Raw genomic sequence first — 20739 nt, forward strand, 5'->3', positions numbered from 1 at the left:
CTTCGGACTCTGAATCAGAGCTGAAAATCTTCTCTCAAATCCGCCAAAACATCTTCGGCGTTGTAAGGTTAAGCCTCACGGTTCATTAGTACCGGTTAGCTCAACGCATCGCTGCGCTTACACACCCGGCCTATCAACGTCATCGTCTTTAACGTTCCTTCAGGAGACTTAAAGTCTCAGGGAGAACTCATCTCGGGGCAAGTTTCGTGCTTAGATGCTTTCAGCACTTATCTCTTCCGCATTTAGCTACCGGGCAGTGCCATTGGCATGACAACCCGAACACCAGTGATGCGTCCACTCCGGTCCTCTCGTACTAGGAGCAGCCCCCCTCAATTCTCCAGCGCCCACGGCAGATAGGGACCGAACTGTCTCACGACGTTCTAAACCCAGCTCGCGTACCACTTTAAATGGCGAACAGCCATACCCTTGGGACCTACTTCAGCCCCAGGATGTGATGAGCCGACATCGAGGTGCCAAACACCGCCGTCGATATGAACTCTTGGGCGGTATCAGCCTGTTATCCCCGGAGTACCTTTTATCCGTTGAGCGATGGCCCTTCCATTCAGAACCACCGGATCACTATGACCTGCTTTCGCACCTGCTCGCGCCGTCACGCTCGCAGTCAAGCTAGCTTATGCCATTGCACTAACCTCCTGATGTCCGACCAGGATTAGCTAACCTTCGTGCTCCTCCGTTACTCTTTGGGAGGAGACCGCCCCAGTCAAACTACCCACCAGACACTGTCCGCAACCCCGATAAGGGGCCTACGTTAGAACATCAAACATTAAAGGGTGGTATTTCAAGGTTGGCTCCACGCAGACTGGCGTCCACGCTTCAAAGCCTCCCACCTATCCTACACATCAAGGCTCAATGTTCAGTGTCAAGCTATAGTAAAGGTTCACGGGGTCTTTCCGTCTTGCCGCGGGTACACTGCATCTTCACAGCGAGTTCAATTTCACTGAGTCTCGGGTGGAGACAGCCTGGCCATCATTACGCCATTCGTGCAGGTCGGAACTTACCCGACAAGGAATTTCGCTACCTTAGGACCGTTATAGTTACGGCCGCCGTTTACCGGGGCTTCGATCAAGAGCTTCTCCTTACGGATAACCCCATCAATTAACCTTCCGGCACCGGGCAGGCGTCACACCGTATACGTCCACTTTCGTGTTTGCACAGTGCTGTGTTTTTAATAAACAGTTGCAGCCAGCTGGTATCTTCGACTGGTCTCAGCTCCATCCGCAGGGACTTCACCTACACACCAGCGTGCCTTCTCCCGAAGTTACGGCACCATTTTGCCTAGTTCCTTCACCCGAGTTCTCTCAAGCGCCTTGGTATTCTCTACCTGACCACCTGTGTCGGTTTGGGGTACGATTCAATGTTACCTGATGCTTAGAGGCTTTTCCTGGAAGCAGGGCATTTGTTACTTCAGCACCGTAGTGCCTCGTCATCACACCTCAGCGTTAAAAGGTACCGGATTTACCTGGAACCTCCGCCTACATGCTTAAACCGGGACAACCGTCGCCCGGCTAACATAGCCTTCTCCGTCCCCCCTTCGCAGTAACACCAAGTACAGGAATATTAACCTGTTTCCCATCGACTACGCCTTTCGGCCTCGCCTTAGGGGTCGACTCACCCTGCCCCGATTAACGTTGGACAGGAACCCTTGGTCTTCCGGCGAGCGGGCTTTTCACCCGCTTTATCGTTACTTATGTCAGCATTCGCACTTCTGATACCTCCAGCAACCCTCACAGGCCACCTTCGCAGGCTTACAGAACGCTCCCCTACCCAACAACACATAGTGTCGCTGCCGCAGCTTCGGTGCATGGTTTAGCCCCGTTACATCTTCCGCGCAGGCCGACTCGACCAGTGAGCTATTACGCTTTCTTTAAATGATGGCTGCTTCTAAGCCAACATCCTGGCTGTCTGTGCCTTCCCACATCGTTTCCCACTTAACCATGACTTTGGGACCTTAGCTGGCGGTCTGGGTTGTTTCCCTCTTCACGACGGACGTTAGCACCCGCCGTGTGTCTCCCGTGATAACATTCTTCGGTATTCGTAGTTTGCATCGGGTTGGTAAGTCGGGATGACCCCCTAGCCGAAACAGTGCTCTACCCCCGAAGATGAGTTCACGAGGCGCTACCTAAATAGCTTTCGGGGAGAACCAGCTATCTCCCGGTTTGATTGGCCTTTCACCCCCAGCCACAAGTCATCCGCTAATTTTTCAACATTAGTCGGTTCGGTCCTCCAGTTAGTGTTACCCAACCTTCAACCTGCCCATGGCTAGATCACCGGGTTTCGGGTCTATACCCTGCAACTTAACGCCCAGTTAAGACTCGGTTTCCCTGCGGCTCCCCTATACGGTTAACCTTGCTACAGAATATAAGTCGCTGACCCATTATACAAAAGGTACGCAGTCACACCATAAAGGTGCTCCCACTGCTTGTACGTACACGGTTTCAGGTTCTTTTTCACTCCCCTCGCCGGGGTTCTTTTCGCCTTTCCCTCACGGTACTGGTTCACTATCGGTCAGTCAGGAGTATTTAGCCTTGGAGGATGGTCCCCCCATATTCAGACAGGATACCACGTGTCCCGCCCTACTCTTCGAGTTCACAACCTGTGCATTTTGGTGTACGGGACTATCACCCTGTACCGTCGGACTTTCCAGACCGTTCCACTAACACACAAGCTGATTCAGACTCTGGGCTGCTCCCCGTTCGCTCGCCGCTACTGGGGGAATCTCGGTTGATTTCTTTTCCTCGGGGTACTTAGATGTTTCAGTTCCCCCGGTTCGCCTCGTTAACCTATGTATTCAGTTAACGATAGTGTGACGAATCACACTGGGTTTCCCCATTCGGACATCGCCGGTTATAACGGTTCATATCACCTTACCGACGCTTTTCGCAGATTAGCACGTCCTTCATCGCCTCTGACTGCCAGGGCATCCACCGTGTACGCTTAGTCGCTTAACCTCACAACCCGAAGATGTTTCACTTCTGATTGCGAAAATTTGAGAGACTCGAACACACATTAGCTGTGTGTCGTTTCAATTTTCAGCTTGATCCAGATTTTTAAAGAGCAAAACTTCGCAGTGCACCTTTTCAGGTTCACTCTGAAGTTTTCTTGTGTTTGCAGTAAAGATGGTGGAGCTATGCGGGATCGAACCGCAGACCTCCTGCGTGCAAAGCAGGCGCTCTCCCAGCTGAGCTATAGCCCCATCGTTTGCAACCTCTTCAAATTTGCTTCGCAAATTTGGTAGGCCTGAGTGGACTTGAACCACCGACCTCACCCTTATCAGGGGTGCGCTCTAACCACCTGAGCTACAAGCCTGTAGAGGTTTTTACTGCTGTTTTTCATCAGACAATCTGTGTGGACACTACAAAGGCAGGTTCTTTAAGGTAAGGAGGTGATCCAACCGCAGGTTCCCCTACGGTTACCTTGTTACGACTTCACCCCAGTCATGAATCACAAAGTGGTAAGCGCCCTCCCGAAGGTTAAGCTACCTACTTCTTTTGCAACCCACTCCCATGGTGTGACGGGCGGTGTGTACAAGGCCCGGGAACGTATTCACCGTAGCATTCTGATCTACGATTACTAGCGATTCCGACTTCATGGAGTCGAGTTGCAGACTCCAATCCGGACTACGACATACTTTATGAGGTCCGCTTGCTCTCGCGAGGTCGCTTCTCTTTGTATATGCCATTGTAGCACGTGTGTAGCCCTGGTCGTAAGGGCCATGATGACTTGACGTCATCCCCACCTTCCTCCAGTTTATCACTGGCAGTCTCCTTTGAGTTCCCGGCCTAACCGCTGGCAACAAAGGATAAGGGTTGCGCTCGTTGCGGGACTTAACCCAACATTTCACAACACGAGCTGACGACAGCCATGCAGCACCTGTCTCACAGTTCCCGAAGGCACCAATCCATCTCTGGAAAGTTCTGTGGATGTCAAGACCAGGTAAGGTTCTTCGCGTTGCATCGAATTAAACCACATGCTCCACCGCTTGTGCGGGCCCCCGTCAATTCATTTGAGTTTTAACCTTGCGGCCGTACTCCCCAGGCGGTCGATTTAACGCGTTAGCTCCGGAAGCCACGCCTCAAGGGCACAACCTCCAAATCGACATCGTTTACAGCGTGGACTACCAGGGTATCTAATCCTGTTTGCTCCCCACGCTTTCGCACCTGAGCGTCAGTCTTTGTCCAGGGGGCCGCCTTCGCCACCGGTATTCCTCCAGATCTCTACGCATTTCACCGCTACACCTGGAATTCTACCCCCCTCTACAAGACTCTAGCCTGCCAGTTTCGAATGCAGTTCCCAGGTTGAGCCCGGGGATTTCACATCCGACTTGACAGACCGCCTGCGTGCGCTTTACGCCCAGTAATTCCGATTAACGCTTGCACCCTCCGTATTACCGCGGCTGCTGGCACGGAGTTAGCCGGTGCTTCTTCTGCGGGTAACGTCAATCGGTGAGGTTATTAACCTCACCGCCTTCCTCCCCGCTGAAAGTGCTTTACAACCCGAAGGCCTTCTTCACACACGCGGCATGGCTGCATCAGGCTTGCGCCCATTGTGCAATATTCCCCACTGCTGCCTCCCGTAGGAGTCTGGACCGTGTCTCAGTTCCAGTGTGGCTGGTCATCCTCTCAGACCAGCTAGGGATCGTCGCCTAGGTGAGCCGTTACCCCACCTACTAGCTAATCCCATCTGGGCACATCTGATGGCATGAGGCCCGAAGGTCCCCCACTTTGGTCTTGCGACGTTATGCGGTATTAGCTACCGTTTCCAGTAGTTATCCCCCTCCATCAGGCAGTTTCCCAGACATTACTCACCCGTCCGCCGCTCGTCACCCGAGAGCAAGCTCTCTGTGCTACCGCTCGACTTGCATGTGTTAGGCCTGCCGCCAGCGTTCAATCTGAGCCATGATCAAACTCTTCAATTTAAGTTTGATGCTCGTGAATTAAACTTCGTAATGAATTACGCATGTTCACTCAGAGACTTGGTATTCATTTTTTGTCCGAAGACATTAAGAATCCATGTCACTTTGAGTGCCCACACAGATTGTCTGATAAATTGTTAAAGAGCAGTTGCAACGCGGCTTTCAGCTCACCGTTGCGAGGTCCCGTATAATACGTTTTCCTCATGCAGAGTCAAGCGCTTATTTTGCTTTTCTCTGTCGGTTTTCAGCGTTGAACTTCATCGCCGAAACCCTGCTGACCCGGCGGCTTGCTTGCCGTTGTTCCGTGTCAGTGGAGGCGCATTATAGGGAGTTCTGAGACGTTGACAAGCCCTGTTTTCAAAAAATTATTCAACCGTCTCTTTTTTGTGCAAAACGCCCTTAAAGCGGTAATTTTTCCAGCGTTGGGAAACCATAGCGATGCAGAACGGGTAAAAGTTGTTCTGTTTCTGCCGTCAGCGCCATGCAGAATGCTTTATTCTCGTCACTGGACTTCGCATCCGGCGCTTCATGCTCTAACAGCCAGGCGGTGCGGCGGGCAATCGCCGCGCCAGAATCGATAAGCCGCGTGCCCTCCGGCAGAACGCGCTGCAGCTCCTCCTGTAAAAGAGGAAAGTGGGTGCAGCCCAGCACCACCGTATCCGGCGGCTCCTGCATCCGCAGCCACGGGCGCAGGATACGGCGCAGCTCTTCTAACGGCACAGGCTCGCCATGCAGCTTCGCTTCCGCCAGCTCCACCAGCTCCGCCGACCCCAGCATCTCAATCCGACATTCATTGGCAAAGCGGTCAATCAGCTCACGGGTATAAGGACGCTTAACGGTACCGCGCGTCGCCAGCAGGCCAACAATACCGTTCGCCGTTAAGCGGGCGGCGGGCTTGATCGCCGGCACCACGCCAACGACGGGGAAAGCGAACTTTTCACGCAGGGCAGGCAGTGAGACGGTACTGGCGGTGTTACAGGCGATGACCGCCAGCGCCAGTGGATAGCGTTGCTGAACGGCAGTCACGATTTCCACAACGCGCTCAACGATAAACTCCTCGCTCTTCTCACCGTACGGGAAAGCGACGTTATCAAAAGCATAGATGTAATGCAGATTCGGCAGCAGCTGCCGAATCTCATTATAAACCGACAACCCACCGACGCCGGAATCAAACACCAGCACGGTGGGACGTGGATCAGAAGGTGTAGCTGCCAGACAAGGTGAATTCCCGTCCTGCAGATTGGTAGCCATAAACTGTCTCGTAATCTTTATCGAACAGATTGGCTATTTTACCACGAACTGTCAGGTGTGAGGTGACGGGATACGATAAACCGACATCCCAGAGGCTCAGACCGCCCATTTTGACATCGCGCCCATTGTCGTAGTCATCATCGTAACGCTTGCCGAGGTACTGATACATCACGTTCCAGTCAAGATCGTAGATCTGTCCGGTCAGTTCATACTTCACTTGTTGCTTCGCGCGGCGATAGAGTACCTTGCCAGTATCATCATCACGCGGATCGACATACTGCAACGTCAGATGATGCTCCACCGGGCCAGTCGTCACGTTCCCCGTCCACTCCAGACCTTTAATCGTGGCTGACTTCACGTTGATATATTGATTGTTTTTATAGTCGATCAGGTTTTGAATCTCATAATGATATGCTGAGATTCGCCAATCCAGCGGCCCCGTTAGCCCGTCAATTCCGGCTTCCCACTGTTTAGATTCTTCCGGCTTCAGGTTTGGGTTGGAAGCAATGCCAGGCCCATAAAACGAAGCAAAACGCGTCGCGCCATATTGCTGACCCAGTGACGGCGCCAGGAATCCGGTACCGTAAGAGAGCGTAGCCCGGTAGCCATCAATAAACTCCCAGCCTGCCGCAGTCTGCCAAGTACCGTGCCATCCGAACTGCTCGTCATGATCCTCACGTCCGGATGCTTCCAGGGTCACACTGTCAATCTGCTGCTGCCCGGTCAGGTAAAGACCGGTGGTATCGCGTTTGTAGGCATCAGACAATGTTGTGCTACTGGAGGTGAGCTTTTCTTGCTTCCAGTCGACGCCGCCACTAATCGCCCCGTGCCCAACCTCAATGTTATTACCCCACTGGATATAGCGCTGTTCCATATCATCCAGGGTGGTGCCCGCGGCATAGCGGCCAGCGTCGCTGCTGTAGTTGTAATCTTTGATGCGCTGATAGTTAGCAATCAGCTGGGAGGAATAGATACCGGAGCTGTAACGCAGACCCGTGTCCCAGGACTGCGTGTAATTCTGTCGTTCATCATTGCCGCCAACATAGCCATACGAGCCCTGATCGTAGTCAGTATTGGCTGTGTAACCATAGCCCCGGAAGAAACCAGAGAAGTTATCGTCAAACTTATGTTGCACACCGCCCAGGAAAAGCTTGTTACGATAGCCATCACGATCGCTGTCGCCGCTGTACGGCGAATTCGGCTGGACGTTAAAACCTTTTGTGGTCTGATAAGCACCAGCTGCAGTCACTACGGTATCGCCAAAACGTTTATTAATGGCGCCGTCATAAGTCTGATAACCGTTACTCCCCATTCCGACGTTAACCTGTGAACGGTCTGAATCGGTCATAGTGATAATGTTCACCACCCCACCGATCGCTCCGGAGCCGTAGACTGCGGAGCGCGGGCCACGGATGTATTCCACCCGCTGGACCAGCGAGATAGGGATCTGACTGATATCTACGCCATTGGAGATCCCCGGACGCGCCATCGGCACACCGTCGATCAGCACCAGCACGTGACGAGCCTCCGTCCCCCGAACATACAGCGAAGCGCTCTGCCCCATGCCGCCGTTGCGGGCAATATCGACCCCAGGAAGACGACGCATGACATCGTTTAAATCTTTGGACTGCCAGCGGTCGATATCATCGCGCGTCACAATGTCGGTCGGCGCCAGCACGGTATTGACCGGCTGTTGAAAACGGTTTGCTGTCACCACTAACGTATCTGAATTGCTATCCTGCGCCCAGCCGGAAAATGCCGTGACGGATAAAGCCGTCATCAGCGAAGCTTTTTTAATCATTGTAAAAGCATCCGAAACAGAAAAAGGATGCCGCAGGTTTTATCAGTTGCTCGCGACGATAAAACCCAGTGCGACGTATTCCGGCAGGTCTTCGGGCTTGGAGGCTGTTTCAAGAAATAATGACTTCCCACGGCTAGCCGCAGTGTCTGCACCGAGTGCGCTCATTTCTCACCTTCCTTACCGCTGCGCGTCAGCCCCAGATTTCCACTGGGTTCCCTTTTAACTCACAGGACCGGTAGGCGAATGCTACAATTAGAATCATATAGATGTCCAGACTGCTAATTATATTTCCCGCCACATTCGAGGCTGGACATCCCCGGCGCTTTCCCTACAATCCCCGCGTACTTATTTTATTCAGGATGCATCATGACCCCCGAACACCTTCCTACCGAACAATACGAAGCGCAGCTGGCAGAAAAAGTCGTCCGTTTGCAAACCATGATGGCGCCTTTTGCCGCGCCGGTTCCGGAAGTGTTTCGTTCGCCGGTCAGCCACTACCGGATGCGCGCCGAGTTCCGTCTGTGGCACGATGGCGACGATCTGTACCATATTATTTTCGATCAGCAGACCCGGTCGCGGATTCGCGTTGACAGCTTTCCGGCCGCCAGCGCGCTTATCAATCAGCTGATGACCGCCATGCTGGAGGGCGTGCGCAACAATCCCGTGCTGCGCCATAAGCTGTTCCAGATTGACTATCTGACCACCCTCAGCAACCAGGCGGTCGTTTCGCTGCTGTATCATAAAAAACTCGATGATGCCTGGCGTGAGCAAGCGGAGGCGCTGCGTGACGCCCTGCGAGCCCAGGGACTCAATGTGCATCTGATTGGACGGGCGACCAAAACCAAAATCGAGCTCGATCAGGACTATATAGATGAACGTCTGCCAGTTGGCGGGCGAGAGATGATCTACCGTCAGGTGGAAAACAGCTTTACCCAGCCGAACGCGGCCATGAACATTCAGATGCTGGAGTGGGCGCTGGATGTCACCAAAGGGGCGACCGGCGACCTGCTGGAATTGTACTGCGGCAACGGTAACTTCTCGCTGGCGCTGGCGCGTAATTTTGATCGCGTGCTGGCCACCGAAATCGCCAAACCGTCAGTGGCTGCGGCGCAGTACAACATCGCCGCTAACCATATCGACAACGTGCAGATTATCCGCATGGCGGCGGAAGAGTTTACTCAGGCGATGAATGGCGTGCGGGAGTTCAACCGGCTGCAGGGTATCGATCTGCAGAGCTATCAGTGCGAGACCATTTTCGTCGATCCGCCGCGCAGCGGACTGGACAGCGAAACGGAAAAAATGGTGCAGGCCTATCCGCGCATTCTGTACATTTCATGCAACCCGGAAACTCTGTGCCGCAATCTGGAGACGTTAAGCCAGACGCACAACGTCACCCGGCTGGCGCTGTTCGACCAGTTCCCGTACACCCATCATATGGAATGCGGCGTTCTGCTGACCCGGAAATAGGCCCAAAAAAACCGGCAATGTCATATTGCCGGTTTTTTTACACCACTGGCGGCTTACTCGGCTGCCGTATTTTTGCGGTTACGCATCTTGTAGCCGATCCAGAAGACCATCGCGACGGACAGAACGGCCGGGAAGAAGTTAGAGCCGATATCCGGGTACTCCGCACGCACGACGGTGCTGTACAACAGCACCCCGAGAATAAAAAAGGCGGCGGCCAGGCCCGGAAGCCCAACGGGCATACTGCGATTCTGATAGCGCTGATGCAGACAGTAGACCGTCAGCAGCAGGGATAAAATCGGGAAGACGGAAAACGGAACTATCGAACTGAACAGCGCCGCAAAGGCGCCATTAATGGATAACCCGGCAATCAGCGCCAGCAGCAGCGTACCTTTATCTTGAACTGAGTGTTTCATTGCTCGTCCTTCACGTTATTCGGAATGATGTGACATTTTTTCTTGTTCACGGCGATACCAGTAATACGCGCCTTTCGAGATCATTCTGAGCTGCAGCACCAACCGTTCTTCCAGCTGCCGGCGCTGTTCAGGGCCGACATCCAGCGCTTCCGCGCCAGCGCTAAAGACGATGGTGACCATAGCTTCAGCCTGCGCTTCGGTGAAGGCGCGCGGCATATGGTTTTCGAGTTCTAAATAGTCGGCGAGTTCCGCGATAAAGTGCTGGATCTCGCGCGCGACGGCGGCGCGAAACGCCGCAGAGGTTCCCGAGCGCTCTCGCAACAGCAAGCGGAAGGCGTTCGGGTTGTTACCGATAAACTCCATAAAGGTGGAGACCGAGGTACGGATCACGCTGCCGCCTTTAGCAATTCTCTGGCGCGCCTGACGCATCAGCTGGCGCAGCATCAGTCCGCTCTCATCGACCATCGTCAGGCCTAACTCATCGACATCGCGAAAATGACGATAAAAGGACGTCGGCGCGATCCCAGCTTCCCGCGCCACTTCGCGCAAGCTCAGGCTGGCGAAACTCCGCTCAGCGCTAAGTTGGCTGAATGCTGCTTCCACCAGCGAACGGCGGGTTTTTTCTTTTTGTTGTGCTCTTACGCCCATCACGATGTATGAATCCTTCCAATAGCCCTGCTGGCACTATACCAGAGATTAAAACTAATCGGTTTGCACTGGATTGTGAATGATTGTTTACGAGCCGTTTCTGCTTTTATGCCGCAAAAAAGCACAACGATAATTGGGTTAAAGCGCAGCGAATGTTATCATCGTGTTTATTTTATGTATAAAACAGGTGAGTAATGCCATGTCACACTCTTGGGATTATGATGCAATAGTGATTGGTTCCGGTCCTGGCGGCGAAGGCGCCGCAATGGGACTGGTGAAACAGGGAGTACGCGTTGCCGTCATTGAGCGCTACCATAATGTCGGCGGCGGTTGCACCCACTGGGGCACCATCCCGTCGAAAGCCCTCCGCCATGCCGTCAGCCGTATTATCGAGTTTAACCAAAACCCCCTCTACAGCGACCACTCCCGCCTTCTTCGCTCTTCTTTCGCCGACATCCTCAACCATGCCGACAGCGTCATCAACCAGCAGACTCATATGCGCCAGGGATTCTATGAGCGCAACCACTGTGAAATTCTGCAGGGCAATGCGCACTTCGTTGATGAACATACTCTGGCGCTGGAATGCCATGACGGCACGGTCGAGACGGTGACTGCGGAGAAATTCGTTATCGCCTGCGGGTCACGCCCCTATCATCCGGCCGATGTCGATTTCCACCACCCGCGCATCTATGACAGCGATTCGATTCTCAGCCTGCAGCATGAGCCGCGCCACGTGATCATTTACGGCGCCGGGGTGATCGGTTGCGAATACGCCTCGATCTTCCGCGGCATGGAGGTGAAGGTCGATCTGATCAACACCCGCGATCGTCTGCTGGCCTTCCTCGATCAGGAGATGTCAGACTCGCTCTCTTATCACTTCTGGAACAGCGGCGTGGTCATTCGCCACAATGAGGAGTATGAGAAAATTGAGGGGGTGGATGACGGCGTGATCATGCACCTGAAGTCCGGTAAAAAACTGAAGGCCGATTGCCTGCTGTACGCCAATGGCCGCACCGGCAATACCGACACCCTGGCGCTGGAAAACATCGGTCTGCAGACTGACAGCCGCGGCCAGCTGAAGGTCAACAGCATGTACCAGACCGCCCTCCCGCACATTTATGCGGTTGGCGATGTCATCGGCTATCCAAGCCTGGCTTCTGCCGCTTACGATCAAGGGCGCATTGCCGCCCAGGCGCTGGTGAAAGGCGAAGCTTCAGCGCATCTGATTGAAGATATCCCCACCGGGATCTACACCATTCCGGAAATCAGCTCCGTCGGGAAAACCGAGCAGCAGCTGACGGCAATGAAAGTGCCGTATGAGGTGGGTCGCGCCCAGTTTAAACACCTGGCACGGGCGCAAATCGTTGGCATGAGCGTGGGAACCCTGAAGATCCTGTTCCATCGGGAGACCAAGGAGATCCTCGGCATTCACTGCTTTGGCGAACGCGCAGCCGAAATCATTCACATCGGCCAGGCGATCATGGAGCAGAAAGGTGGTGGTAACACCATTGAGTACTTCGTCAACACCACCTTTAACTACCCGACCATGGCGGAAGCGTATCGGGTTGCCGCGCTGAACGGCTTAAACCGCCTGTTTTAACGCCTTGTCGAAATGGCCATCCATCGTACCGCGGATGGCCTCCGCCAGATGTTCATAGCGGCTGCGCAGCGGGGAGCCGGGACGGTAAACCAGGCCGATGGTTCGTCTTGGCTCTGGCTTAATGCACGGCAGATAGACCACGCCATCGCGTTTTCTTTCCTGCGGTACCGCCAGCGCAGGCAGCAAGGTAATGCCGCTGCCTGCCGCCACCATATTGCGTAGCGTTTCCAGACTGGTCGCCCGGAAGTGGGTATCCTCATCCGCTCCTGCTTCAAAGCAAAAGCCCATCGCCTGATCGCGCAGACAGTGGCCATCCTCCAGCATCAGCAGCTTTTCACCAGCCAGATCCGACATCGGCACCCGGTCGCGGTTCGCCCACGGGTGATCCTCATAGATAGCCAGCATCATCGGCTCATCAAACAGCGGCACCTCGATAAAGGCCTCGCTCTCTTTGACCAGCGCCAGAATGGCGCAGTCGAGCTTACCGCTGTCGAGCTGGGCCAGCAACTGATGGGTCTGCGCTTCGTGCAGGTACATTTCCAGTTTCGGAAAAGTTTGGTGCAGCATCGGAATGATTTGCGGCAGCAGGTACGGGCCAATTGTCGGGATCAAGCCGATATGCAACGGCCCGGACATGGTTTCCCCTTGTTGGCTTGCCATCTCCTTGAGCACTTTTACTTCGCGTAACACGGTACGCGCCTGATCCACCAGCAACAGCCCCGCCTGGGTAAACAGAACCTTACGGCTGGTGCGCTCCAGCAGCATGACGCCAAGTTCATCCTCGAGCTTGCGGATCTGTCCGCTGAGCGTCGGTTGGCTCACGTGGCATGAGTCAGCCGCCCGCCGGAAGTGGCGGTGTTCGGCGAGCGCTACCAGGTATTCAAGATCGCGAATATTCATTATTCATCCTCCATCGCCACGATAGTCCATGGCGATAGATAGCATAGCAACGAACGATTATCCCTATCAAGCTTTCTGTTCAATAATACGCCCATAGAGACGGTATACCTGTGAAAATCATTGGCCCGTCACACTGTTTCTCTACCCGAACAACTAAAGCCAACGTGAACTTTTGCGGACCTTGTGTCCGCTTTTTTTTTGCATAAAAAACCCGGCGTCATCAGGCTCGGCCGGGTTCAGAGAGGCGGATGCCAGAGAATTAGCTCAGGCGCGCTTTTGCGTCGCTGATAGCCTGCGCCACCTGCTGCGGCGAAACGCCGCCTTTCGCTGCGCGTTTATCGAGGCAGGACTGCAGAGACAGAATCGGATAAACATCGTCTGCGATGACCGGACTGAATTTCTGCAGATCGGCCAGGGGCAGCGCTTCCAGCGGTTTCCCTTGCGCAATGGCTTCCACTACCGCCTCACCAACAATATGGTGCGCTTCACGGAACGGAACGCCTTTCGCCACCAGATAATCTGCCAGTTCTGTGGCGTTGGCATAGCCCTGCTGCGCCGCTTCCGCACAGCGCGGGCGTTTCACCTGGATGCCATCCAGCACCAGGGTCGCCATATGCAGACAGTCGAGCCAGGTATCCAGGGCGTCGAAAAGCCCCTCTTTATCTTCCTGCATGTCTTTGTTGTAGGCCAGCGGCAGGCCTTTCAGCGTCATCATCATGCCGGTCAACGCGCCCTGCACGCGGCCGCATTTACCACGAATTAATTCCAGCGCGTCCGGGTTTTTCTTCTGCGGCATCAGCGAGGAGCCGGAGGTCACGCGATCAGAAAGCTCGACGAAGTTCGCCTCGCCGGAGTTAAAGAAAATCAGATCTTCAGCAAAGCGCGACAGATGCACCATGCCAATAGACGCATCGGAAAGCAGCTCCAGAACATGGTCGCGATCGGAAACGCTGTCGAGGCTGTTGCGGGTGGCAGAGGCAAAGCCCAGCCAGCCGGCCAGCTGCTCGCGGTCGATTTCATACGCCGTCCCCGCCAGCGCGCCGCAGCCCAGTGGACTGACGTCAAGGCGCTTCAGCGCGTCCTGCAGGCGGCTTTCGTCACGCGCCAGCATTTCAACGTAGGCCAGACACCAGTGTGCGAACGTCACTGGCTGCGCGCGCTGCAGGTGAGTGTACCCCGGCATCACCGCGTCCTGGTTATGCTGGGCGGTCTCCACCAGCGCGCTCTGCAGCTGGCGGTTCGCCGACAGCAGTTCGACAACGGTATCTTTGCACCACAGTTTAAGATCGGTGGCGACCTGGTCGTTACGGCTGCGCCCGGTGTGCAGTTTCTTGCCCAGCTGGCCCACTTTATCGATCAGCTTGCCTTCCACCCAGCTGTGAATATCTTCGGCATCGCTGGCGAGGATTTGCTGCGGATTGGCGCGCACCTCTTCCAGCAGCACGTTCAGCGCTTCTTCCAGCTGCTGCTGTTCAGCGGCACTCAGAACGCCGACCGTTACCAGCGCTTTCGACCAGGCGACAGAGCCAACGATATCCTGCTCCGCCAGACGATAGTCGAAGCGCAACGAGTCGTTGAACTGTTTGAACCGTTGATCTGCTGCCTGTGTAAAACGCCCGCCCCAAAGTGCCATAACATGCTTCCTTTATTCGTTAGTTCTGCCGGCGGCATTGTGCCGCCCGGCCTACAGTCTGTAAGCCCGGCAGACGACGCGCCGCCGGGCATGAAATCTTAAGCCAGAATACGTGTGCCGATCGGCGTGCCGTTAAATAACGCTGGCAGCTGCTCGGCGTGACGCCAGGAGGCGATATCCACCGGACGGCCCAGGGCACGTGCGGCGTCAAGGGCCGCATTCACTTTAACAATCATGCCGTCAGTGATAATGCCCTGCTCGATCAGCTGCTCCGCTTTCTCGGCGGTCATCTCGGCAATGCGCTGTCCTTTACCGTCGAGGATACCGCTGACATCAGACAGCAGGATCAGATCCGCCCCCAGGGTGGCCGCCAGCGCTGTCGCCGCCTGGTCAGCATTGACGTTCATCAGCTGGCCTTCATCGGTCACCCCGATAGAGCTCACCACCGGCAGGTAACCGCCCGCCAGCAGGGTGTTGATCAGCGCCGGGGAGCCCGGCTGCGCCAGCCCGACATGGCCCAGCTCGGCATCCAGCTGCGTGACCTTCACGCTATCGCCATCGCCGAGGAACAGGCCTACCGAGGAAATACCATGTTTTTTCGCCCATGCCAGCAGCGTTTTGTTGGCGGTTCCCGCCAGCGCGCCGGTAATGATGTCAATCTGATCGGCAGGCGTAACCCGCAGGCCATTTTTCTTTTTCACCGGCAGATTAAGCTGCTTCATCAGCTCATCCACCACGCAGCCGCCGCCATGGACGATAATCAGCGGGCGCTGGTGCGCTTCACGGTAGTTAACCAGCGCGGTAAACAGGCGCTCCAGCGCCTCTTCGCTATCGAGTAATACGCCGCCGAGTTTGATAATTAATGGGTTCATCATCACACCTTAAATAAGAGACTGCGTCTCAGCGAAGCCGAAACGAATATTCGCGCACTGCACTGCCTGCGCTGCGGCGCCTTTCAGCAGGTTATCTTCAGCCGCGACGACGATGAGATGGTCGTCCTGCACGGCAAAACCGATATCACAGAATGGCAGACCCTCGACGCTTTTCAATGCGGGTACGCCTTTATCATATAAACGTACCAGCGGTTTATCGGCGTAAGCCTGCTGGTAAACCGCTGCGATCTGCGCGTGGCCGACGCCCGGCTTCAGGCGGCAGGTAATGGTTTCAAGGATGCCGCGCTTAAAATTACCCAGGTGCGGGGTAAAAATCACCTTTGCCCCGAGGTGGCTGGCAATCTCCGGCTGATGGCGATGGTTAAATATGCCGTATGGCTGCAGGCTCACTTCACAGAAGCTATTGCCGATCGCGGCTTTACGACCCGCGCCGCTCACCCCGCTGGTGGCGTTGATCACCGGCCACTGGTTCAGATCCAGCAGATTGGCCTCAATCAGCGGCTTCAGCGACAGCTGCGCCGCCGTCGGATAGCAGCCAGGCACCGCGATTAACTGCGCTTCTTTAAGCGCATCCGCGCTCCACTCCGCCAGACCATACACCGCCTGTTTGAGCAGGTCGGGATGTTGATGAGTGAAACCGTAATATTTTTCGTAGAACGCCCCATCGTTAACGCGGAAGGCACCGGAAAGATCGAACACCACGCAGCCGGCGGCAAGGAACTGCGGCGCCAGGTCGTGACTCACTTCGTGCGCGGTGGCGAGAAACACCACGTCCACGCCAGCGCTGAATTCGCTGATATCGGACATCGGCTGCAGCGGCATATCGACAATGCCTTTGAGCTGCGGATGCAGGTCGGAAATTAATTTTCCCGCATCATTGCTTTGCGCGGAGACCGTCAAAGCGGTTATGTTCATATGCGGATGACGATTGATATAGGTCACCAGCTCTGCGCCGGCATAACCACTGGCACCCACAATCAGCGTATTTAACATTGGAAGCGCATCTCCTTACATTCGATGGGTTTTCTTACGCTCAACGATATTGTATTTTTATTCACAATAAATGCATGAATATTGATACTATCACGACCCAAGGTGTGTCAACAATGAAAAACAATTTACCGCCCTTTATCGAGATTTACCGCGCGTTGATCGCCACACCGTCCATCAGCGCGACCGAAGAGGCTCTCGATCAAAGCAATGAGTCTTTAATCAATTTGCTGGCAGGCTGGTTCCGCGATCTCGGCTTCAATGTTGAGATACAGCCGGTGCCGGATACGCGCCATAAATTCAACCTGCTGGCCAGCACCGGACACGGCGCCGGCGGCCTGCTGCTCGCCGGGCATACCGATACCGTGCCATTCGATGATGGCCGCTGGACGCGGGATCCGTTCACCCTCACCGAACACGATAACAAGCTCTACGGCCTCGGCACGGCTGACATGAAAGGCTTCTTCGCCTTTATTCTCGACGCCCTGCGCGATGTCGACGTCACCACGCTGAAAAAACCGCTGTATATTCTGGCCACCGCCGACGAAGAGACCAGCATGGCCGGCGCGCGCTATTTTGCCGAAACCACCCAGCTGCGCCCGGACTGCGCCATCATCGGCGAGCCCACCTCCCTGCAGCCGATCCGCGCCCACAAAGGACATATGTCCAACGCGATCCGTATTCAGGGCCAGTCCGGCCACTCCAGCGATCCGGCACGCGGAGTTAACGCGATTGAGCTTATGCACGACGCCATCGGCCGCATTATGCAGCTGCGCGATCTGCTAAAAGAGCGCTACCACTTCGAGGCGTTCACGGTCCCTTACCCAACCCTCAACCTGGGCGCTATCCATGGCGGCGATGCCTCAAACCGTATCTGCGCCTGCTGCGAACTGCATATGGATATCCGCCCGCTGCCGGGGATGACCCTCAACGATCTTAATGGTCTGTTGGGCGAGGCGCTGGCGCCCGTCAGTGAGCGCTGGCCGGGCCGCCTGACGGTCTCAGAGCTGCACCCGCCGATCCCCGGCTACGAATGCCCGCCGGACCATAAGCTGGTCCAGGTGGTTGAGAAACTGCTCGGCGCGCAGACCGACGTGGTGAACTACTGCACCGAAGCGCCGTTTATCCAGACGCTGTGTCCGACGCTGGTTCTCGGCCCGGGTTCCATCAATCAGGCCCATCAGCCTGACGAGTATCTGGAGACGCGCTTTATCAAGCCGACCCGGGAGCTGATTAGCCAGGTGGTCCACCACTTCTGCTGGCACTAAAATCGCCCTCTTTTTCCGCCCCGTTCTCGCGGGGCGGAACGGTGACGATCGTCACATTTCCATAAGCGATGCTTATCCAGCGACCCCTGAATTAAATTTCGCAAATTACGGCGATTTACTCGTTTGCTGAAGCGATTTCGCAGTAATTGACGTGGGGGTATTTACGTGGCTTTATAAAAGACGGGTTGCTTATCCGTTGCTCACGTTCCAGCGCAGCGGATATAACAAAATAAAATGAGATGGGGTGTCTGGGGTAACATGAACGAACAATATTCCGCATTGCGTAGTAATGTCAGTATGCTCGGCAAGGTGCTGGGCGATACCATCAAGGATGCATTGGGAGAAAATATTCTTGATCGTGTCGAAACTATCCGTAAGTTGTCCAAATCTTCACGCGCCGGCAACGAAGCTAACCGCCAGGAGCTGCTGACCACGCTGCAGAATTTGTCTAACGACGAACTGCTGCCGGTTGCCCGTGCCTTCAGCCAGTTTCTGAATCTGGCGAACACCGCTGAGCAGTACCACAGCATTTCGCCGAATGGCGAAGCGGCCAGCAATCCGGAAGTCATTGCGCGTACCCTGAGAAAGCTCAAAGACCAACCCAATCTCAACGAAGACACCATCAAAAAAGCGGTGGAATCTCTGTCTCTGGAGCTGGTATTAACCGCCCACCCGACCGAGATCACCCGCCGGACGCTGATCCATAAAATGGTGGAAGTGAACAGCTGCCTCAAGCAACTGGACAATAAAGACATCGCCGACTACGAACACCATCAGCTGATGCGCCGTCTGCGCCAGCTGATCGCCCAGTCCTGGCATACTGACGAGATCCGTAAATACCGCCCGTCTCCGGTCGACGAAGCCAAATGGGGCTTCGCGGTGGTGGAAAACAGCCTGTGGGAAGGGGTGCCTAACTATCTGCGCGAGCTGAACGAACAGCTGGAAGCCAACCTTGGCTATCAGCTACCGGTGGACTTTGTCCCGGTGCGTTTCACCTCGTGGATGGGCGGCGACCGCGACGGCAACCCGAACGTGACCGCCGACATCACCCGCCACGTGCTGCTGCTCAGCCGCTGGAAAGCCACCGATCTGTTCCTCAAAGACGTGCAGGTGCTGATCTCCGAGCTGTCGATGGTGGAGTGTACCGACGAACTTCGCGCGCTGGCTGGCGCCGAGGGTGCTCAGGAACCGTACCGTTATCTGATGAAGAAACTGCGCACTCAGCTGATGGAGACCCAGGCCTGGCTGGAAGCGCGCCTGAAAGGTCAGAAGCTGCCGAAACCGGCGGGACTGATCACTCAGAACGAGCAGCTGTGGGAACCGCTGTACGCCTGCTATAAATCGCTGCAGGCCTGCGGCATGGGCATTATCGCCAACGGCGAACTGCTCGACACCCTGCGCCGCGTGAAGTCTTTCGGCGTACCACTGGTGCGTATTGATATCCGTCAGGAAAGCACTCGCCATACCGAAGCGCTGGGCGAAATGACCCGTTACCTCGGGATCGGCGATTACGAAAGCTGGTCAGAAGCCGACAAACAGGCTTTCCTGATCCGCGAACTGAACTCCAAACGTCCGTTGCTGCCGCGTCAGTGGGAGCCAAGCGAAGAGACGCGCGAAGTCCTCGATACCTGCAAAGTGATCGCCGAGGCGCCGCGCGGATCGATCGCCGCCTACGTGATCTCGATGGCCAAAACGCCGTCCGACGTGCTGGCGGTTCATCTGCTGCTGAAAGAGGCCGGGATTGGTTTTGCTCTGCCGGTGGCCCCGCTGTTCGAAACGCTGGACGACCTGAACAACGCCAACGATGTCATGACTCAGCTGCTGAATATCGACTGGTACCGCGGCTTTATCCAGGGCAAGCAGATGGTCATGATTGGCTATTCTGACTCCGCCAAAGATGCTGGCGTGATGGCCGCCTCCTGGGCGCAGTACCAGGCGCAGGACGCGCTGATCAAAACCTGTGAGAAAGCCGGTATCGAACTGACGCTGTTCCACGGACGCGGCGGTTCCATCGGCCGCGGCGGCGCGCCAGCCCACGCGGCGCTGCTCTCGCAGCCGCCGGGAAGCCTGAAAGGCGGCCTGCGCGTCACCGAGCAGGGCGAGATGATCCGCTTTAAGTACGGCCTGCCGGAAGTGACCATCAGCAGTCTGTCGCTATATACCAGCGCCATTCTGGAAGCCAACCTGCTGCCGCCGCCGGAACCGAAAGCCGAATGGCGCGACATCATGGCTGAGCTGTCCGACGTCTCCTGCAAGATGTATCGCGGCTACGTACGTGAAAACAAAGATTTCGTGCCTTACTTCCGCTCTGCGACTCCGGAGCAGGAGCTGGGCAAACTGCCGCTGGGTTCGCGTCCGGCAAAACGTCGCCCGACCGGCGGCGTCGAGTCGCTGCGCGCCATTCCGTGGATCTTCGCCTGGACCCAGAACCGCCTGATGCTACCGGCCTGGCTGGGCGCTGGCGCCGCGCTGCAGAAGGTGGTCGAAGGTGGAAAACAGAGTGAACTGGAAGCGATGTGTCGCGACTGGCCGTTCTTCTCCACCCGCCTTGGCATGCTGGAGATGGTTTACTCGAAGGCCGACCTGTGGCTGGCGGAGTACTACGATCAGCGCCTGGTGAAGCCGGAGCTGTGGGCGCTGGGTACCGAGCTGCGTAAGCTGCTGGCTGCCGACATCAACGTCGTGTTGGCCATCGCCAATGACTCCCATCTGATGGCCGACCTGCCGTGGATCGCCGAGTCTATCCAGCTGCGTAATATCTATACCGACCCGCTGAACGTCCTGCAGGCGGAACTGCTGCACCGTTCACGCCAGGCCGAAGAAGCAGGCAAGGACCCGGATCCGCGCGTTGAACAAGCGCTGATGGTCACCATCGCCGGCGTTGCCGCCGGTATGCGTAACACCGGCTAATCGAAGCCTCTCTCCCCCGGCCGCCCGGTCGG

12 protein-coding genes, 2 tRNA genes, 2 rRNA genes and 1 riboswitch are annotated in these 20739 nt (G+C 55.7%); of the genes, 4 read left to right on the forward strand and 12 right to left on the reverse strand.

Features of this window, described 5'->3' with window-relative positions; all coding sequences use genetic code 11:
- Nucleotides 1-64: 64 nt before the first annotated feature.
- The 6 genes from SP68_RS25040 to btuB all read right to left on the reverse strand — a co-directional run bounded on the left by SP68_RS25040 (nt 65) and on the right by btuB (nt 7985).
- Nucleotides 65-2969: ribosomal RNA gene (locus tag SP68_RS25040) — 23S ribosomal RNA — on the reverse strand.
- A 169-nt stretch (nt 2970-3138) separates the two neighbouring features.
- A tRNA-Ala gene (locus SP68_RS25045) sits at nt 3139-3214 on the reverse strand.
- A gap of 36 nt (nt 3215-3250) precedes the next feature.
- A tRNA-Ile gene (locus SP68_RS25050) sits at nt 3251-3327 on the reverse strand.
- Nucleotides 3328-3396: 69 nt separating this feature from the next.
- Nucleotides 3397-4936: ribosomal RNA gene (locus SP68_RS25055) — 16S ribosomal RNA — on the reverse strand.
- The 16S and 23S rRNA genes sit together here with 2 tRNA genes alongside, the layout of an rRNA operon.
- A 396-nt stretch (nt 4937-5332) precedes the next feature.
- On the reverse strand, nt 5333-6184 hold the full coding sequence (gene murI / locus SP68_RS25060) for a glutamate racemase (RefSeq protein WP_022065003.1): 852 nt from the start codon (nt 6182-6184) through the stop codon (nt 5333-5335).
- On the reverse strand, nt 6129-7985 hold the full coding sequence (gene btuB / locus SP68_RS25065) for a TonB-dependent vitamin B12 receptor BtuB (RefSeq protein WP_040970718.1): 1857 nt from the start codon (nt 7983-7985) through the stop codon (nt 6129-6131). The genes murI and btuB overlap by 56 nt, the downstream gene beginning before the upstream one ends.
- Nucleotides 7986-8050: 65 nt before the next feature.
- Nucleotides 8051-8237: riboswitch (cobalamin riboswitch) on the reverse strand.
- Between the two features lie 114 nt (nt 8238-8351).
- Here btuB and trmA point away from each other — a divergent pair.
- On the forward strand, nt 8352-9452 hold the full coding sequence (trmA, locus tag SP68_RS25070) for a tRNA (uridine(54)-C5)-methyltransferase TrmA (protein WP_004203692.1): 1101 nt from the start codon (nt 8352-8354) through the stop codon (nt 9450-9452).
- A 53-nt stretch (nt 9453-9505) separates the two neighbouring features.
- Here the strand turns inward: trmA and SP68_RS25075 are convergent, their stop codons facing one another.
- A complete protein-coding gene (locus SP68_RS25075; protein ID WP_004203691.1) occupies nt 9506-9865 on the reverse strand; it encodes a YijD family membrane protein in 360 nt (119 codons plus the stop codon).
- A gap of 15 nt (nt 9866-9880) precedes the next feature.
- Nucleotides 9881-10516, reverse strand: coding sequence for an HTH-type transcriptional repressor FabR (fabR, locus tag SP68_RS25080; RefSeq protein ID WP_004151856.1), 636 nt, complete (start codon nt 10514-10516; stop codon nt 9881-9883).
- Between the two features lie 196 nt (nt 10517-10712).
- On the opposite strand from fabR, the gene sthA reads away from it, so the two are divergent.
- Nucleotides 10713-12113 carry a Si-specific NAD(P)(+) transhydrogenase gene (gene sthA, locus SP68_RS25085; RefSeq protein WP_008807852.1) on the forward strand — a complete coding sequence of 467 codons (1401 nt, stop codon included), beginning with the start codon at nt 10713-10715 and terminating at the stop codon, nt 12111-12113.
- Here the strand turns inward: sthA and oxyR are convergent.
- From oxyR to argC, 4 genes are all read right to left on the reverse strand, one after another.
- Nucleotides 12096-13013 (reverse strand): DNA-binding transcriptional regulator OxyR, encoded by a 918-nt coding sequence (gene oxyR, locus SP68_RS25090; RefSeq protein WP_008807853.1) that lies wholly within the window; start codon nt 13011-13013, stop codon nt 12096-12098. The genes sthA and oxyR overlap by 18 nt on opposite strands.
- Nucleotides 13014-13272: 259 nt before the next feature.
- Nucleotides 13273-14646, reverse strand: coding sequence for an argininosuccinate lyase (gene argH / locus SP68_RS25095; RefSeq protein WP_023340882.1), 1374 nt, complete (start codon nt 14644-14646; stop codon nt 13273-13275).
- Nucleotides 14647-14744: 98 nt separating this feature from the next.
- A complete protein-coding gene (gene argB / locus SP68_RS25100) occupies nt 14745-15521 on the reverse strand; it encodes an acetylglutamate kinase (protein WP_086070891.1) in 777 nt (258 codons plus the stop codon).
- A 6-nt stretch (nt 15522-15527) separates the two neighbouring features.
- On the reverse strand, nt 15528-16532 hold the full coding sequence (argC, locus tag SP68_RS25105) for an N-acetyl-gamma-glutamyl-phosphate reductase (protein ID WP_022064625.1): 1005 nt from the start codon (nt 16530-16532) through the stop codon (nt 15528-15530).
- Between the two features lie 113 nt (nt 16533-16645).
- Between argC and argE the strand changes: the two genes are divergently transcribed.
- The gene (gene argE, locus SP68_RS25110) at nt 16646-17797 is read left to right on the forward strand and encodes an acetylornithine deacetylase (RefSeq protein ID WP_012969211.1); all 1152 of its coding nucleotides are present in this window, start codon (nt 16646-16648) and stop codon (nt 17795-17797) included.
- Nucleotides 17798-18055: 258 nt separating this feature from the next.
- The gene (gene ppc, locus SP68_RS25115) at nt 18056-20707 is read left to right on the forward strand and encodes a phosphoenolpyruvate carboxylase (RefSeq protein WP_008807858.1); all 2652 of its coding nucleotides are present in this window, start codon (nt 18056-18058) and stop codon (nt 20705-20707) included.
- Nucleotides 20708-20739 lie beyond the last annotated feature (32 nt).

Origin of the sequence: Klebsiella variicola (genome assembly GCF_000828055.2) — a bacterium.
In the GTDB taxonomy this organism is placed as follows: Bacteria; Pseudomonadota; Gammaproteobacteria; order Enterobacterales; family Enterobacteriaceae; genus Klebsiella; species Klebsiella variicola.

Excerpts from the sequence above, each read along its gene's own strand:
- murI (WP_022065003.1), bottom strand. The coding sequence starts at position 6,184 with ATGGCTACCAATCTGCAGGACGGGAATTCACCTTGTCTGGCAGCTACA.
- btuB (WP_040970718.1), bottom strand. The coding sequence starts at position 7,985 with ATGATTAAAAAAGCTTCGCTGATGACGGCTTTATCCGTCACGGCATTT.
- trmA (WP_004203692.1), top strand. The coding sequence starts at position 8,352 with ATGACCCCCGAACACCTTCCTACCGAACAATACGAAGCGCAGCTGGCA.
- SP68_RS25075 (WP_004203691.1), bottom strand. The coding sequence starts at position 9,865 with ATGAAACACTCAGTTCAAGATAAAGGTACGCTGCTGCTGGCGCTGATT.
- sthA (WP_008807852.1), top strand. The coding sequence starts at position 10,713 with ATGTCACACTCTTGGGATTATGATGCAATAGTGATTGGTTCCGGTCCT.
- oxyR (WP_008807853.1), bottom strand. The coding sequence starts at position 13,013 with ATGAATATTCGCGATCTTGAATACCTGGTAGCGCTCGCCGAACACCGC.
- argH (WP_023340882.1), bottom strand. The coding sequence starts at position 14,646 with ATGGCACTTTGGGGCGGGCGTTTTACACAGGCAGCAGATCAACGGTTC.
- argB (WP_086070891.1), bottom strand. The coding sequence starts at position 15,521 with ATGATGAACCCATTAATTATCAAACTCGGCGGCGTATTACTCGATAGC.
- argC (WP_022064625.1), bottom strand. The coding sequence starts at position 16,532 with ATGTTAAATACGCTGATTGTGGGTGCCAGTGGTTATGCCGGCGCAGAG.
- argE (WP_012969211.1), top strand. The coding sequence starts at position 16,646 with ATGAAAAACAATTTACCGCCCTTTATCGAGATTTACCGCGCGTTGATC.
- ppc (WP_008807858.1), top strand. The coding sequence starts at position 18,056 with ATGAACGAACAATATTCCGCATTGCGTAGTAATGTCAGTATGCTCGGC.